The organism is Nitrospiraceae bacterium, from assembly GCA_035623075.1.
GTDB lineage: Bacteria > Nitrospirota > Nitrospiria > Nitrospirales > Nitrospiraceae > DASPUC01.
In genome coordinates this window covers 141081-154981 of the sequence record DASPUC010000003.1, presented here as the reverse complement: position 1 = coordinate 154981, position 13901 = coordinate 141081, and the positions used below count along the sequence as shown (strand labels likewise).

14 protein-coding genes are annotated in these 13901 nt (G+C 53.2%); 7 read left to right on the top strand and 7 right to left on the bottom strand.

Translation table 11 applies throughout. The features are described 5' to 3' along the window. Window positions 1-622, bottom strand: a 622-nt coding sequence (locus VEI50_00870; GenBank protein ID HXX73663.1) for a hypothetical protein, incomplete at its 3' end; no start/stop codon positions are given. Between the two features lie 1144 nt (window positions 623-1766). On the opposite strand from VEI50_00870, the gene VEI50_00865 reads away from it, so the two are divergent. From VEI50_00865 to VEI50_00855, 3 genes are all read left to right on the top strand, one after another. Then, window positions 1767-2669 (top strand): hypothetical protein, encoded by a 903-nt coding sequence (locus tag VEI50_00865; GenBank protein HXX73662.1) that lies wholly within the window; start codon window positions 1767-1769, stop codon window positions 2667-2669. A gap of 343 nt (window positions 2670-3012) precedes the next feature. Next, window positions 3013-3687, top strand: coding sequence for a hypothetical protein (locus tag VEI50_00860; protein ID HXX73661.1), 675 nt, complete (start codon window positions 3013-3015; stop codon window positions 3685-3687). Window positions 3688-3735: 48 nt separating this feature from the next. Next, window positions 3736-4179 carry a hypothetical protein gene (locus tag VEI50_00855; GenBank protein HXX73660.1) on the top strand — a complete coding sequence of 148 codons (444 nt, stop codon included), beginning with the start codon at window positions 3736-3738 and terminating at the stop codon, window positions 4177-4179. Between the two features lie 295 nt (window positions 4180-4474). On the opposite strand, the gene VEI50_00850 is transcribed toward VEI50_00855, so the two are convergent. From VEI50_00850 to VEI50_00825, 6 genes are all read right to left on the bottom strand, one after another. Continuing rightward, window positions 4475-5638, bottom strand: coding sequence for a glutathionylspermidine synthase family protein (locus VEI50_00850; GenBank protein ID HXX73659.1), 1164 nt, complete (start codon window positions 5636-5638; stop codon window positions 4475-4477). A 524-nt stretch (window positions 5639-6162) separates the two neighbouring features. After that, window positions 6163-6498, bottom strand: a complete 336-nt coding sequence (locus tag VEI50_00845; protein ID HXX73658.1) for a hypothetical protein — start codon at window positions 6496-6498, stop codon at window positions 6163-6165. A gap of 457 nt (window positions 6499-6955) precedes the next feature. After that, on the bottom strand, window positions 6956-8125 hold the full coding sequence (locus VEI50_00840; protein HXX73657.1) for a glutathionylspermidine synthase family protein: 1170 nt from the start codon (window positions 8123-8125) through the stop codon (window positions 6956-6958). Window positions 8126-8599: 474 nt separating this feature from the next. Next, window positions 8600-8929 (bottom strand): hypothetical protein, encoded by a 330-nt coding sequence (locus VEI50_00835; protein ID HXX73656.1) that lies wholly within the window; start codon window positions 8927-8929, stop codon window positions 8600-8602. Between the two features lie 225 nt (window positions 8930-9154). Then, entirely contained in the window at window positions 9155-9637 is a 483-nt protein-coding gene (locus tag VEI50_00830) for a hypothetical protein (GenBank protein HXX73655.1), read from the bottom strand. Between the two features lie 163 nt (window positions 9638-9800). Beyond that, window positions 9801-10433 (bottom strand): hypothetical protein, encoded by a 633-nt coding sequence (locus tag VEI50_00825; protein HXX73654.1) that lies wholly within the window; start codon window positions 10431-10433, stop codon window positions 9801-9803. A gap of 930 nt (window positions 10434-11363) precedes the next feature. On the opposite strand from VEI50_00825, the gene VEI50_00820 reads away from it, so the two are divergent. The 4 genes from VEI50_00820 to VEI50_00805 all read left to right on the top strand — a co-directional run bounded on the left by VEI50_00820 (window position 11364) and on the right by VEI50_00805 (window position 13207). Beyond that, window positions 11364-12107, top strand: a complete 744-nt coding sequence (locus VEI50_00820; protein HXX73653.1) for a hypothetical protein — start codon at window positions 11364-11366, stop codon at window positions 12105-12107. Continuing rightward, window positions 12104-12304: a hypothetical protein gene (locus tag VEI50_00815; protein HXX73652.1), complete on the top strand. Its 201-nt coding sequence runs from the start codon at window positions 12104-12106 to the stop codon at window positions 12302-12304. The genes VEI50_00820 and VEI50_00815 overlap by 4 nt, the downstream gene beginning before the upstream one ends. Before the next feature lie 5 nt (window positions 12305-12309). Next, window positions 12310-12699, top strand: a complete 390-nt coding sequence (locus tag VEI50_00810) for a hypothetical protein (protein ID HXX73651.1) — start codon at window positions 12310-12312, stop codon at window positions 12697-12699. Window positions 12700-12991: 292 nt separating this feature from the next. Beyond that, window positions 12992-13207, top strand: a complete 216-nt coding sequence (locus tag VEI50_00805) for a helix-turn-helix domain-containing protein (GenBank protein HXX73650.1) — start codon at window positions 12992-12994, stop codon at window positions 13205-13207. The last annotated feature ends 694 nt before the right edge of the window (window positions 13208-13901 follow it).

Below are 13901 nucleotides of genomic sequence, written 5' to 3'. Positions count from 1 at the left end.
GGCTGTGGAGCGATAGCTGCCGCACGTCCTTAATCGCCAGTCTCTTCTTCGCGAGCACGTGCAGCGGCGAGAGATAGAGCGGCAACATGGCCCGAACCCGCGAGCCGTGCTCGGCCGGCTTCTTGACCGTCTGGGCCTCAGACTGCTTTCTGAAGGGGCATGGCGCCTGCTCAGCTTGGATCGGCAAGCCATCTTCGACGATAGCCAGTTGCACATGCCCCTTATTCAGTTCGACGAGATTGTCCAGGGATCCGCAAGATTCAACCGCCGTGAAGTCTGGGACCAGGTTGAGGTGGAAGAATTGCTCCCAATAGCTTGGCCGGTTCAAGGTGCGCACAATGTCCTCCCCGAGCGAGGCCGCTGAGCCGCCCGGCATACCGGTTAACAGCACATACTTGGTCTGAAGATCCCGCACCAGCCACACGGCTCCGACGATCAAGGGAATACCGATAAAAAAGAACAGCACCCACGATCGCCCCGCACTAATGATGGCGTGCAGGATCGGATGGCGATGGATGCGTCGGTAGGCGCGGTCTAACTGCTTGACCTGGCGGAAGACCTTCACCAGGAGTTGATCGGTGATGGGCACGGTGCGGCCACGGGCTGGCAGTTTGCTAGGCATATCAGGGCCTCTTCCGCCGCATGGATCTCACCCCGCGGAACCGATGAATCGCAGACAGGACGCTGGGATGGTCCTGGATGAACGAGGTGGTGAGAACCTGGGCAAGACGCATCATATTGACTGAGCCGGGCAGCATAGCCCAATGGTGTTCTCTAGCAAAGTCTCGGCGGGGAGTGCAAGACAGTGATGACAACGGTCCTCGCGGGTGCCCGCAACTCGTTCGCAGTTCACTCCTCAAGTATCCTCTGGTCTCTTTTTCGGGTTTTGGGTCACAGCGCTGAGACCTCCCCAGAAACGAGGCCGCTGGGAGCTGGAAATTCACTGCTTCCTGCAGCCCGGTTTGGGCCGCTGGCTCAGCACACCCCCAACTATGTAGAGGCAGAGGTTCATGGTAGCAAGGTGGTAGCAGAAGGGGGTTATCCACGGAATCCTGAGGCCGCTACCAATTCGCAACTCACTGAGATTCCGTGGAGAGTAATGGAGCCGGCGACTGGAATCGAACCAGCGGCCTGCGGTTTACAAAGCACAGTAAGTATGTTGGAGATACAGGTACCTCAACGGATCTAGAGGGTCAAGATAGTCCATCTGTCGCGGAGATTCGCAACAACTCACTCTGCGATTCGGGGTGGTGAAGGGTGCCATGGAACCCTGAAGATCCCACCCTGGGTGCCGACCTGGTGACAATCTATCTGAAGCCCCTACCTGGTGCGCATGCGGAGTGGCGGCTCCCCTCTTTGAACATAAGACTGAACTGTCAAAGCAGCCTTCCGTCATTGCGCTGAGTAGTTGTTCTACGCGCAGTGTTCAAAAACCTATCTCACGGTTGAGGCGGAGAAGTCGATTATTCGAGGGCTTTGACGTATCCTTCAGCCTGTTCCAAAAACAAATGTTTTTGGAAAGTTTGAGCCTACAACCACTCAAGTTCAAAGATTTCCATTTCCTAGGTACCTGTTCAGGCACGTGATACGCTTACGGGGTGATTTCTTATTCTCCGACTCGAGGAAGGGCTCTGTTTCGCCTCATCTTCAAGTTGCCTTTGCCCTTACTGCTCGTTCTTTCTTCAGCCAGCGTTTCCTGCGACCTCGGTCCGTCAGTCGTCACCCCTAAGGATTTCTCAGATTTTCGACACAGCTTTCCTGATCCTGTGTACTGGGTCGACAACGATCAACTTGTTTTTCTGGGATTCAAACGAGAGGGGGCTGGAAGCAAATCCGTGGATAAGGATGGATCAGCACAACAACTCTCTCTGTATATTATCGATGTAAGGACAGGGCGGGCGCAAACCTATGCCGAACGGACATATCCGATGTTTTGCTATAGCCGTGGCTACATCGCCTATGGAAAGCAAAACAGAGACGGGAAAACGTTCACGATGTGGGCAGGGAAGTTAGGTGAAGAACAAGAAAGCCAAGAACTCACAGAGCAGATCATACGGAAAGGGAGGGGCCTAGGGAATGTCGCATGCCGATATCTTGATGAAGAAGTTACCTATCGCCAGGCAAGAAATGCGTCTTACCGGATTCTTAAACTCTACCCCGAGCATGGATTCCTAGAGTTTCAAATCCAAGGCTATCTCCCCGACCAACCGATTCTTTACCATAAAACGGGCGAATCGGAACCCATGGAAATTCAGGGCTATAAAGCAACGGACGCCATGATCTTATTAAATCAACAAGTCGAATATTACCCTTTCAAAGAGGCCTATTTTATGTGGTCGTCCAAGGCGTGGTGGCTCTACCCCAATGGGAAAACAGAACCTCAACCACTGCCTCGAGGTCCATGGGATGAATGTTATCGGACTTGCGCCCACTTCACTCCCACGAAGACGGGGATGCTGGTGAATTATTTCCTCAGGGGATCGGAAAGGCTATTGTTGATGCAAGGCGACAATGTCCATACCGTCACGACGCGTCGAATGGTGGGGCGAGAAACAGTGTCACCGAACGGCTGTCTCGTGGCATTCAACTATGTTGCGGATACACCTAAACCGATGATTCAAGAATGGTCGATCGCCGTCGTAGATGTGTGCGGGAGAGGCGAATCGTAGATATTCACCAAGGGATTCAAAAACAGTTGTTTTTGACCCTTCCACCGTACTCAGTAATCCTCAACTGAATCCAGGGGATAGTGGTTCCTTCCACAAACGTTTATGACACACCTGCTGTTGCCATATCCGGCACTTCTTCACAAATCAATTGGCGTACTACTTTTCAACACGGACTCTCTTAGTGTCGCACCGACACAGACCGACCCAGGTCGTTTGCTATACTTCTCTAGGATTGCTAACACGTCTGAGCGGATACCCACGTTAGGAGCAAGCCCTGACCCGATACATGCTCTATGTTCGTTGTGTCCTGTTCAGCTTCTCTTACCCGCAGTCGACAAGTGGTGTGAGGATTATTCGCGCTCTGTCGTTGCAGCTTGGGATTACAGCGTTGCTTTCCCTCGTGGGTTTCGGTGCGCTCGCCGAAACCTGGGTGCAAGGGCTTGATGAACTGCCGATCACGTTGTCCTATGAAGGTCAGCCTGAACCGCCCGTCTCATTCAATGTGCCAGCTGACAGGAGGACCGGGCGGACGGTCTTCCCGCTCCTCGATCAAGTCATCGCGCACCGCGATGATCACAAGGCGGTCGTCGAGTTCAAGCTGCCCCCCTCCGCTCCAATTGGGGTCGCGCAGATCTACGTCCGAGCCTATAACGACGATCCTAAATTCTCATGCGACGTTCACTTCGAGCTCGATGGAGAAGGCAGCAACCTCGACACCTTCGCGGACCCAAGGACTGGCTTCTTCAAAGGCCAGGGGCTGCCCCCAAAAGAGGAGGGCGAGGGGCGATACAACCTCTCAGCGTTACCGAATAAAGCTGAAGGCGGTACCTTCTCGCTTTTCGATCTGCTGCGGTCACCTGGTTATCACAAAATCGTCGCCTGGGTGTGTGCCAACGAGCAACACGGCTCAGCTTCGTGGATCACGTTGGATCTCGTGCTGAGTGGCGATGATCACGATGGGGCGGGCGGACCACGAGCTTCGGGGTGCGGGAGCTGTCTCTCACATCCTGTGCGATAGGGGCGATGACCACCGTGGATGAGGAGACGCCGCTGGTCTAGGCCAGATATGAGTCCGGTCCGTTATTACAAACTCTGTCTCGGATTGCCCCTTCTTGCCCCCGTGCTTGTCATTGCCATTTCCGCACTTGTGGCCATGCTCACAGGGCTTGGTACTTTCCCTTCAATTTTTGGTTTGGTCGTGATGTCTCTCTTCATTGGGGGCATCCCCTATGTGCTGACGATCATCCCCCTCTTCTGGTATGGCTGGAATCGCGAGGCTTCCTGGTACCGGAATCTTTCCTTCGTGCTTCCGCTCATCTATGCGGTGGTCCTCGTACTGAGCTACTTTGTGTTCTTGGTCATCCGCACAAAAAGCTTCAGGGTGCTCTCGGGTGAACATGTGGAGGTGGTTCTTGCCCAAGCAGGGCTTCTTGTTGGCTACCCCTATGTGGGGCTCTGCCATCTTGGATTATTCGTGCTGCGCCGTCTTGGTGTGATCAAAGAGATTTGACCCACTGCCACAAGCCCATTCCATCTCAGTTCGACCGGCTTACTAGTGATTGTCGCGAAACTTGTCCGCTGCGAGGAGCCCATTGTGCTCATTTCTGTGTCTCAACAGAGGGGTTCACCCCAGGCAATTGTGCTCGAATTGTGCTCAACTCTACCTCACTTCAGCCCATTCCAGCCTACTCCAGCCAACGTTCGCATTTGTCGCAAACCTTGGCTGGAATAGGCCCGAGTGAGCCTGAGTAGGCTGGAGTATGGTCAGGAACACGGTTTCCTAAACCGCGGGTCCTGCGCACGACTCATAGTGCACCTAGTACACCCACAGGAGACAGGTCATTATGGCTGAGGTAGTGCGGAACAAACCGACACGTATCATCTGTAATCAGACCTTCAGTCTCTCGAATTCCAATCCCTGCTGGCTCGCTTCCCACCACCCATGAACCAATGACGGGGCGCCACCCGTGACAATCGGGCAGTGGGGCGTAGGCTTGATAGAGCCATCCTTCTTCTCCATAGGGACCAGATGTCCCGATGGTCTGGGTCGGGCTGATAATTTCCACATTCGCTCCTTCTCTCGAAAACAATGGCTTCCGCACATAGCTATTCCCCAGTGGCTCTGGCGTAAAGAATGCGGGAAGGAGGTTGGGGTGCCCTGGAAATTGTTCCCACAGTAAGGCCAGGATCCCCTTGTTATTCAGCACCATTTTCCAAGCAGGTTCGATCATGATGAGAGATGACTGGATCAGCAAAGATCCGAAGGGCTCTCCGAGAAGCCATTCCCAAGGATAGAGTTTGAACAGCATGGTGATAGGATGGTTGAACTGGTCGACAAAACGCCCTTGCACGAGATCCCACCCGATTCCTTTGAGGGGAATTGGGATTGTTTCCAGTCCAGCTTGCATGGCCGTATCCTGGATATACGCCACCGTCTGAGCCTCCTCGGCACTTTCTGGAAGACCCGTCAGATGGAGAGGTCCCCGGTGAATGTGGTGAATACGTCTCCACTGGTCGACTAATCGTTCATGGAGCGAATTGAATTGGTCTTTCCCCGGTCGAGTCATCTCGAGCCAGTGCCACTGGGCCACGCTAGATTCGATCAGGCAGAAGGGCGTGTCGGCGTTATATTCCAGTAACACGGGCGGACTCGCCCCGTCATACCGCAAGTCGAAGCGTCCAAAGAGAGGCGGGTGATGCTGATTCCAGGATTCACAAATGATCGGTCGGTATTCGGGGCGTATCCGAAGGTCGTCAAATCGATCATGCGTGATCACCTCCTCAACCATGCTGAGACACATCTGATGCAGCTCGATCGTGGCTCGTTCAAGTTCCCCGATCTCTCGCTCTGAAAAACGGTAACAGACATCCTCCCGCCAGTAGGGTCCTTCGAGGCTATGAAACGTCACTCCAGCAGCTGCAAGGTGTCTCGGCCAATCAGCGCGAGGCGTAGATTGTTCTCGCATCATGAGAAACCTCCACCAAAGTGGGAAGCTGAACTGCCAAAGCCGCCACGCAGGACACGAATCGCGTTCGAGAGCTCAGTGACCACTTTTCCGGCCAAAGATTGGTTTTGAGCCGGTGATATCGGGTCGCCACCTGAAGGCGTTGGTGTCTGTAAGAGACCCGCTCCTGTCCGGGGGTACCACACCCACTTCAGGTTCTCGACGCCAGTTGAGTTGAGTTCCTGTTCAGCCGCCAAGTAGCAGGAGGTGTCTAACTCGGCCTGACATTCCTCTTGGGTCGAGTAAGGGCGAACGCTCTGACATCCTGAGGAGGTGAGAGTCGCGAGGCCTAGTAGCAGCAGAGGGATCTTCTGTGATCGTTTTTGAGTCAGGGTCGTCATGGCTCCCTCCTTTTCACAGATCGTGACCAGAACCCTAGGTTCTACAGACGCTTTGAGACACAGAGCGCCTGCTATCCCCGGGTAAATGTGTGAAGAGGAAAACGACAGACCTAGGACGTTACGGCCGGTAGGTCTGTGGGAAGGAGCTCACAAGCGATAGGTGCAGAGAGACTCGTAGAGTGGAATATCTGCAGAGGGGCTCTGAGGATAAGAGCCATGAAGAATACTGCTCAAGAACGGGAAGTTTTCTTGGGCGAACGCACCTACTGTAGAGGGACAGTGCGAAAGGGATCGAACAAGGTCCAACCCCTGCTTGACCTCATCCACACTGTCAGGGTTGATGGCTTGTAAGGTATCAGTGATTGGGATTCCGATATCGTCGGTGAGGTCCAAGGAATCTGCGAAGGCTTCCCCTCCAACAAACAGCCAAACGACAATGAGGGCTGCCACTCGTGCTTTTGAGGGATGTGTGAACTGCAACATGAAAGCCTTCCTGCTGGGCAACTAAGTTAGTTAATAACCATTTCTGTAGTGAGTCAAGCCTCATTCAGCCGTGGCTGTGTCCCCCTCTAAACCGTAAACCGCTAGACCCAGGGCAGGCCTGACCTATCCCCTGTAGGTGTGCCCCCTTCACGGTGAGTCAGGGACAGCGTGACCCGTCCTGCGAATGTAGACCGATCGATGCCTGAAGATTTGGCCTGCTTTTTGGGTTTTGGGTCAGTTTCGTTGTAGGACTCGCGGTTTAGGAAACCGTAGCCCAGACCCTCCTCCAGCCTACTCAGGCTCACTCAGGCCTATTCCAGCCAAGGTTTGTGCAAAATGCGAACGTTGGCTGGAGTAGGCTGGAATGAGCTGGAGTGAGGTGGGCTTGAGCACAAAACGAGCACAATCATGTCGTATTTTTTGCTTTTAGGGCTGTCGTGTGCTCTGACCCTTCATCCTAGTGGATGACCGAACCAGCATCGTCGAGCGTTCTTGAGGCAGCCGGATCAAAATAGTGTGGGACGAAGCGACACTGGTCCTTGGTAATTAACCCCTGAGTCTCCCGAATCCCAATCCCAGCCGGCTCGTCTCCCACAACCCACGACCCAATTACTGGATGCCACCCCTCAAATTCCGGTAACGGGATGAAGGCCTGGTACACCCATCCCTCTCGACCATACGGTCCTGGCATGGTGGTAAGCAGGTTCGGTGTGACAATTTCGATGTTTGCTCCTTCTCTGGAGAGTAATGGTTTTTTCACATAAGTCTGGCCTAGTGGTTCCGCTGTGAAGAACGCGGGAACTAAATACGGATGGCCAGGAAACAGCTCCCAGAGGAGGGGCAGCAACCCCTTATTGCTGAGAATCATTTTCCAAGCCGGCTCGAGGACCGACAGAGGGGACCGTAACATAAGAGGCCCAAATGGTTCGGCGGCCAGCCATTCCCATGGGTAGAGTTTGAAGAGCGCGGTGATCCGATGATTGGCTTGATCCACAAAACATTGTGCACCCCGATCCCAGCCGATTTCTCCGATGGGAATGGAAATAGTTTCGAGTCCGGCCTGCTGAGCGGTGTCTTGGAGATAGGCCACAGTCTGAGCATCTTCAAGGCTGTCAGGTATCCCGGTGAGATGAATCGGGCCGGTATGCTTATTCTGGATAACAGACCATCGAGCCACCAATTTCTCGTGCAGAGAATTGAATTGGTCCCTCCCCTGGAACACACTTTCTACCCAATACCACTGCGCGACACTCGCCTCGATTAAACTCGTTGGGGTATCCGCATTGTATTCGAGCAGCACGGGAGGGGTTTCCCCGTCATAGCGTAGATCAAAGCGCCCGTAGAGAGACGGCCGCTCTTGTTCCCATGAGGCACGGATGGCAGGGCGGCAGACCTGCGGAATGTGCAGCAGATCATATCGGTCCTGCGTGATCACGTATTCCACGACTTCTAAACACATCTGATGGAGTTCGGCAGTCGCTTCCTCCAGTTCACCAATTTCTTCTGAGCTGAATCGGTAACACACATCTTCTCGCCAGTAGGGGACCTCCTCACTATGAAAGGTGAGCCCCGCGGCAGCGATACAAGTCGGCCAGTCCTGACGAGGCACACTCAGTTCGCGCTTCATGAGTACGCCCCTCCGAAGCGCGAAGCCGAACTCCCAAATCCGCCGCGATGCACATATCCAAAGCCGATACCCGAACTCCCAAACCCACCGCCAAGGAAATTCTCAGGAAACACATCCTCAGGGGGTCCTGCGTCCAAGCGCGGGACAACGGTTTCTTGCAGCTGGGGTAGGTTGGGTCGATCGGGTGGTGACGGAAACCTGAGAAGCGGCTTCAGGTCCATCGCTCGACACCCGGGCATCTCGTAGTTGGTATATAGAGGCATTCCATCCGATTGCGGACATTCCCACACCTCAGGGGAACCGGATGGGGCAGGACTGTCGGAAAGAGCTGGGGCGGATGTGGCTATCATGACTGCGACGGCCCCAAGGAAAATCTGTCGGGATCTCTTTTGGTGTCTTATTGACATGGTCTTCCTCCATGGTCGAGTAACTTCCTGGCGCTATGTAACGAGACAGGCAGTTATGGAGGAGAGATCAAACGCGATACACGCAGAAGACCTGGTAGAGCGGAAGAGCGGACAGATGGAGCAGCGTCCCCGAGAAAGGCGGCAAGTGTCGCGGAGGGCTCAGGGGCGTTTCTGGAACAAGGCCTCCGGCAGCAGAGTCCAACAGGACAGGATTCAGAATTTCCCTGAAATCATCGAGAGGATCTGGTTCGACGGCCAGCTGGATGCCAACGAGTGGCAACACAAGATCATCGGAAAGGTCGAGCGTGTCAGCCCAGGCGAGACCGCCCACCGCGAGCCAGACGACAAGCACCACCTCGGCTCGAATGATCGATCGACAACGTAGCCACTTCATCATGTAAAGCACCCTGCAAACAGCCTGATGTGGGCTTCTGTTTAAATGCTACTCGCCGCCTGGGACCACGTCAAGGACAGGGTAGGTGAAAAAAACCAAGTAGTTGCACTGGGGAATGCGTCCAAAAACAGCTTTGGAATCGGGAAGCACAATGACTGATAAATCAAGCAGATATCCAACGATCTTGAATGTGGTCAAATTCAACTGATTCTGACACACCGGCGAGCATCAATTCTCTCTCACTTGTATACTTTTGAGCTTCTCCACGAGCTGCGCTCGGGCATCTCGGCTCGATTGGCTGGATGTCAGCGACAAATGCAGGTCGATCCAGGTCCCTGCTTGAATCCATTGGGCTCGCATATGGGCATTGGTTTGAAGAGCTAGCTGGGGAAGGCGTAGATCATACAAAATGACGTCCCATTGTCCCACTTTGCCGAAGACAATGTCTTGCGGTTCCGGTTGCCCCGTTCTGGCCCATTCTTTCCGCTGCTCCTCCCACAGAATTGGCACTCCCTTAAATTGCTGAGCGGGCTCGAACCAGCCAGACAGAATGAGCTTTGGCGACTGTTCTCCAACAAGGGCGAAATACCTCGGATTGTTCGTGGCACCGCCGACACCGGTTTTCCCTGGCACTAAACCAGTGATCGGAATAATCATAACGAGCCGACTAGAGGGATCGGCCACCTCGTAACCTTGTGACATCCCAGTCATCTGGACTGTTCGTCCCGCGCAGCCAGCTGTATAGAGAAGGAGAGTGGCGACAACCAGGAGCAGTAGCATCTGAAGGGTCGCGATGCCCAAATGTCTGCTTTGTGTATGAGTGATTGGAATTGAAACCATCTCAGGCAATCTAGACGTAACTAATTGGTTCACGCTATTTCTTACTATACTGTTTCCAGAACTCTCCGTTCTCTACTTTTTTAATTGCTTCATCTCGTCTTCCGTAGTCAAAGACATCGCTGCGATACATTTTATGATCAATGAATTGAACATACCGCGTTAGCAGTGCTAGGGGTTTTGTTTGGTCTTTCGCGAACCGAACGTCAATTTGTCCCACTGCAACAACCATCGTACCCTTTGAAATCAATTGCGCGGCCTCGTCCGGAGTAAGTTGCTTCTCAGGCTTCGTTACGATCATGAATTCATCTTCACCGCGTGGCGACAAGAAAAAGACCTCCGGCTGGGCTCCATGGTCCTCGATCCAATCAAAATATCGGTGTTCGACAAGCACTAAGACGGCGGGCCCAGATCGGCCCACAATTGGCTCTGTACCTTTTACGATGCCAACCCAGGCGATCGTTTGATCCGAATATTGCTCCGGCTTTTCCCTCACTTGTTTTGGATAGATATCTTTTTGGGCTTGTTTGTATGCCTCTCGGCCTTCTGGCATGTTTGGTTCGAAGGGCTTGGAGTAGTACCCCGCACCGGCGGACAAGGTTATGCATGTCAAGGTTATGCCTGTAATGATTAGCCCAACCGCGAGATTGCAGCTTTTCACCCCGCTCATTTTGATCTCTCTTTCCATATATTCAGTGATTTGAAATGTCGTGCCTCCTGATGCGCGTTGAGTTTCACTAAGGCATTGGGCCGGAATCAAGTCAAGATCAAATTAGGGTTCTGATAGATTTGTTTTTGAACCATCAAATGGCGACATAGAACCTTATGAATTCTCTCCGATTTACAAACGACGAACAAGGAGGGTTTTTGGAAACCCCAAAATGGACAGGTTTTGGACATCCTTTGGGGCTCTGGTATGGAGATCTACTGGTCACTCCAATGAAGATAACCGGCGTAAACGGCGGCTAAGAGGAATGCTATTAGCGAAGTCGTCTCAATGACACTGATTACTACAGCATAAGAAGAGCAGCCTGGTGCTTTTGCTTCCACAACTCGGAGAATTGACAACCCTGGGATTCCGGATGACTCAGAAAGTCGTTGTTGCAATGGTTCAAGTGCATCCTCTGCTGCCTTGATAAGCTGTCGTGTGCGCTTCTCCAACCGATTGAACCAAAAAGAAGTCCAGGCACCAAGAACACCGATCCCTAGAGCAACCGCATTGTTCTTTCCTAGGACTGCGCTGTAGGCTGCAACGAGAAAAGCTGTGCTAATCAGGAAAAAGTTAAAGCTCTACATTCTTTGGCTGGCGTGTAATGAGAACCAGTTCCATGCATGGTCTATCGCCTCTTTAGGAAATCGGTCGCAGCTGAGTTCATCCATATGAACTGCCTTTCATGTTACGAAATGAAAGTAGTCACCACCAAACCCTCACTGAATAGTGGCGTTCAACGCTTCATGACTGCCCTCAATTTGCTCGACAAGGATACGGAAAGCCCCTGAGAAAAGCGACCAAGATTCGGCGTTTTCAGATGAAATCTTAGGGGTTGACAGCGTAACGAACATACGTTACATTATAGTAACGTTTATTAAACATTGATGTATGCCACTTCAACTACCTGAATATTCCGGGCGTCTTCGCAAAGACTATCCGAACTGGGGTCGGCTCATTGATCGTCTCGGTACACCGACCTTTACTTCAGGCGAGATTTCCCAGGTGACAGGTCTTTCACGTAAAATTCTTCACGATTGGGGCAAAGGTGATCTGCTCCCTGCCCTCCCTCGTTGGATCACGTCTCCGCCAAAGAACCCTAAAAAGGCTGGCTGGAACCTCTACTCACTCTTTGACGCCTGGAGCCTCTGTATTTATAAGCACCTGAGAGACTGGGGCTTGTGGCTTGATCGGTTGCGTCCGAAAGGCGAGAAACCTCCCACCCTTGCTCCGTTATTCTACGGTCAGAACGTACCAACGATGCTCTATGGTGCGACGTTCCTTTGGGTTTACCGGATTCCTCTTTATCTCGTTTTCAACGAGAACTTCATTCGGTTATTACCGGCAGAGCGAGAGGGGGAGAGAACGCCAGGCCGCCCAACGTGGAAGGTCAAATTTCTTGACGATCCTCTACAGCCACAGTTTCACTCGATCCGGTTGCTTCCCCTCATGGATCACGTGGCTTCCGGCCTTTCACGGGCAGATTTCAAAATTATTCTGACGCCGGTCGGACTATTGGAACAGCAGTGGCTGGCCGCCCCCTCCTCGGTGCCCGCTGAACGGTGGGAAGAGCCGGTTCAGTTTATGATTGACGGCCACCGATTGGAGCTAGAGCCAATCCCCGAGGACCCATGACAATTCAATCTGGTGAGTGTTCAGGATATGTTGTCGAGTGTTTCGGCTGTGGCACGTGGCTCCCGATCAAAATGTCTAAGAAAGGCCGGGCCTATTGGATCCGCAACGTTTGCGCCATTCAGGTCTTCTTGCGAGGCATCATGGAAGAACAGTTGGAGGAACAGCGATTCGAGTTCTGGATTAAGCAGGAGATTTGATCACCGTGTTTGAAAAGCACGAACGAGAGACAAGAGGACTTGTAGAGCTACGACAGGATTTATCGAAGGAACTCACTGCGCTCAAACGAACGGTGTCCGGCATCGAACAGCGTCTCGACGAACTCGGGAAACAGCAGAGTACCGCCGAGACTAACTTGACAAGACAAGTAAAGTCGTTAACCACGTCCGAGTCGCAGATGAGCGATCGAATCGAGTCATTCGATCGTTTCGTCACCTGTCCGCGCTGTGGCGTGGTTCTCGATCTCGACAAGGTTCCGACCTCAGGAGGATTACTCCGAAAGTCCGGCAAACGCTGTCCCATGTGCGAGGCCCAAGGGTCGTTCACTGATATCCCTATGCTGTCCGCGAAGAAGAGCGAAGATGGGAAAAAATAACGTCATGGCATCATCAAAAGCGCGTCAATTCCTGGAGTCATTACGTATGCTACTCAATGCGGTCTTTGCTTGAGACTACTTAGAATTCCCGGGTTTGGCTCGTCAGTTTCTCACAGCTTCGGCCAGGTTGTGACGACTCCTGAGCCGGAGAGGGCGTACCGGACAGGGTACGCGGGCTCACCGAGACGGGGAGGAGTTTCCTCCCTGTCCGGGGGCCCTTAGTAAAAGTCGTCTCCGAGGCCTTGCGAAGCAAGGCCGAGGAAAAGACCCACTCCCGTTCCGCGAGGTGAACATGGCACTCGATCTGCTCGAGCGGAAAACTTTGATGACATTGCAGGAAGTTTCGGACCTGCTGCGCGTGAGTCAGTCCACGGTCAAAAAGAAATCGGCCAGGGGCGAGATCCCGTCGGTGAAAATTGGACGGGCGCGACGGTTTCGTCCTGAAGATGTGTACCGCTATATCTCCGCCAATACGCGACAGAGTGGAGGCACCCATGACGCGGCATAGTTTGACCTTTTCTACAATCATTCACGATGCGGGCATCCGCATCTTTGAGGAGCCGAGCCCGCATGGGACCGTTGTCAAATGTGACATCCACTGGCCGAGAACGCGAAACCGGCACCGTATTCGTCATACGCTCGGTCTCGCCAAGCTGTTAACCAAGACCATGATCATTGAGGAATTGCTTCCGTCGATCGTGACGGAGATGAAGGACCAAGTGATTAGGCCGAAGGCTCCGCTGTTGTCACGAATGATGTATGAATTCCTGTCACGGCATGGGGCGACTTTGGACCTGAAAACCGTGCGCTTTTACCGTCAGGGACTGGAGAAGTTTTTGAACTGGGCCGGGGATCATTCCTTGGATGAGATTACGGCGGCGATGCTCGAAGACTATAAAAGCGCGTTTGTTGGAACCCCTCGCGCGGTCAATAAGACACTGCAATCCTTACAGACACTCTTTGAGAAGTCGAAACTATGGGGCTACGTAAGCGTGAACCCGGTCCGTGGTATTAAGCGATTGAGGATGGGGCCGTGCCGCGTCCGCATGCTCTCTGAAGAGGAACGAAACCGACTGCTCCTGGCCGCACAAGCGGATGCCTGGCCGCTCGTCTATCAATTTCTACTCTGGCAACTGAACACCGGCCTCCGTCCGAGCGAAACCTTGGCCATCAGGGAAACGGAGGTCAACCTCAAGGAGGGG

Excerpts from the sequence above, each read along its gene's own strand:
- VEI50_00855 (HXX73660.1), top strand. The coding sequence starts at position 3,736 with ATGAGTCCGGTCCGTTATTACAAACTCTGTCTCGGATTGCCCCTTCTT.
- VEI50_00850 (HXX73659.1), bottom strand. The coding sequence starts at position 5,638 with ATGATGCGAGAACAATCTACGCCTCGCGCTGATTGGCCGAGACACCTT.
- VEI50_00845 (HXX73658.1), bottom strand. The coding sequence starts at position 6,498 with ATGTTGCAGTTCACACATCCCTCAAAAGCACGAGTGGCAGCCCTCATT.
- VEI50_00840 (HXX73657.1), bottom strand. The coding sequence starts at position 8,125 with ATGAAGCGCGAACTGAGTGTGCCTCGTCAGGACTGGCCGACTTGTATC.
- VEI50_00835 (HXX73656.1), bottom strand. The coding sequence starts at position 8,929 with ATGATGAAGTGGCTACGTTGTCGATCGATCATTCGAGCCGAGGTGGTG.
- VEI50_00830 (HXX73655.1), bottom strand. The coding sequence starts at position 9,637 with ATGACTGGGATGTCACAAGGTTACGAGGTGGCCGATCCCTCTAGTCGG.
- VEI50_00825 (HXX73654.1), bottom strand. The coding sequence starts at position 10,433 with ATGAGCGGGGTGAAAAGCTGCAATCTCGCGGTTGGGCTAATCATTACA.
- VEI50_00820 (HXX73653.1), top strand. The coding sequence starts at position 11,364 with ATGCCACTTCAACTACCTGAATATTCCGGGCGTCTTCGCAAAGACTAT.
- VEI50_00815 (HXX73652.1), top strand. The coding sequence starts at position 12,104 with ATGACAATTCAATCTGGTGAGTGTTCAGGATATGTTGTCGAGTGTTTC.
- VEI50_00805 (HXX73650.1), top strand. The coding sequence starts at position 12,992 with ATGGCACTCGATCTGCTCGAGCGGAAAACTTTGATGACATTGCAGGAA.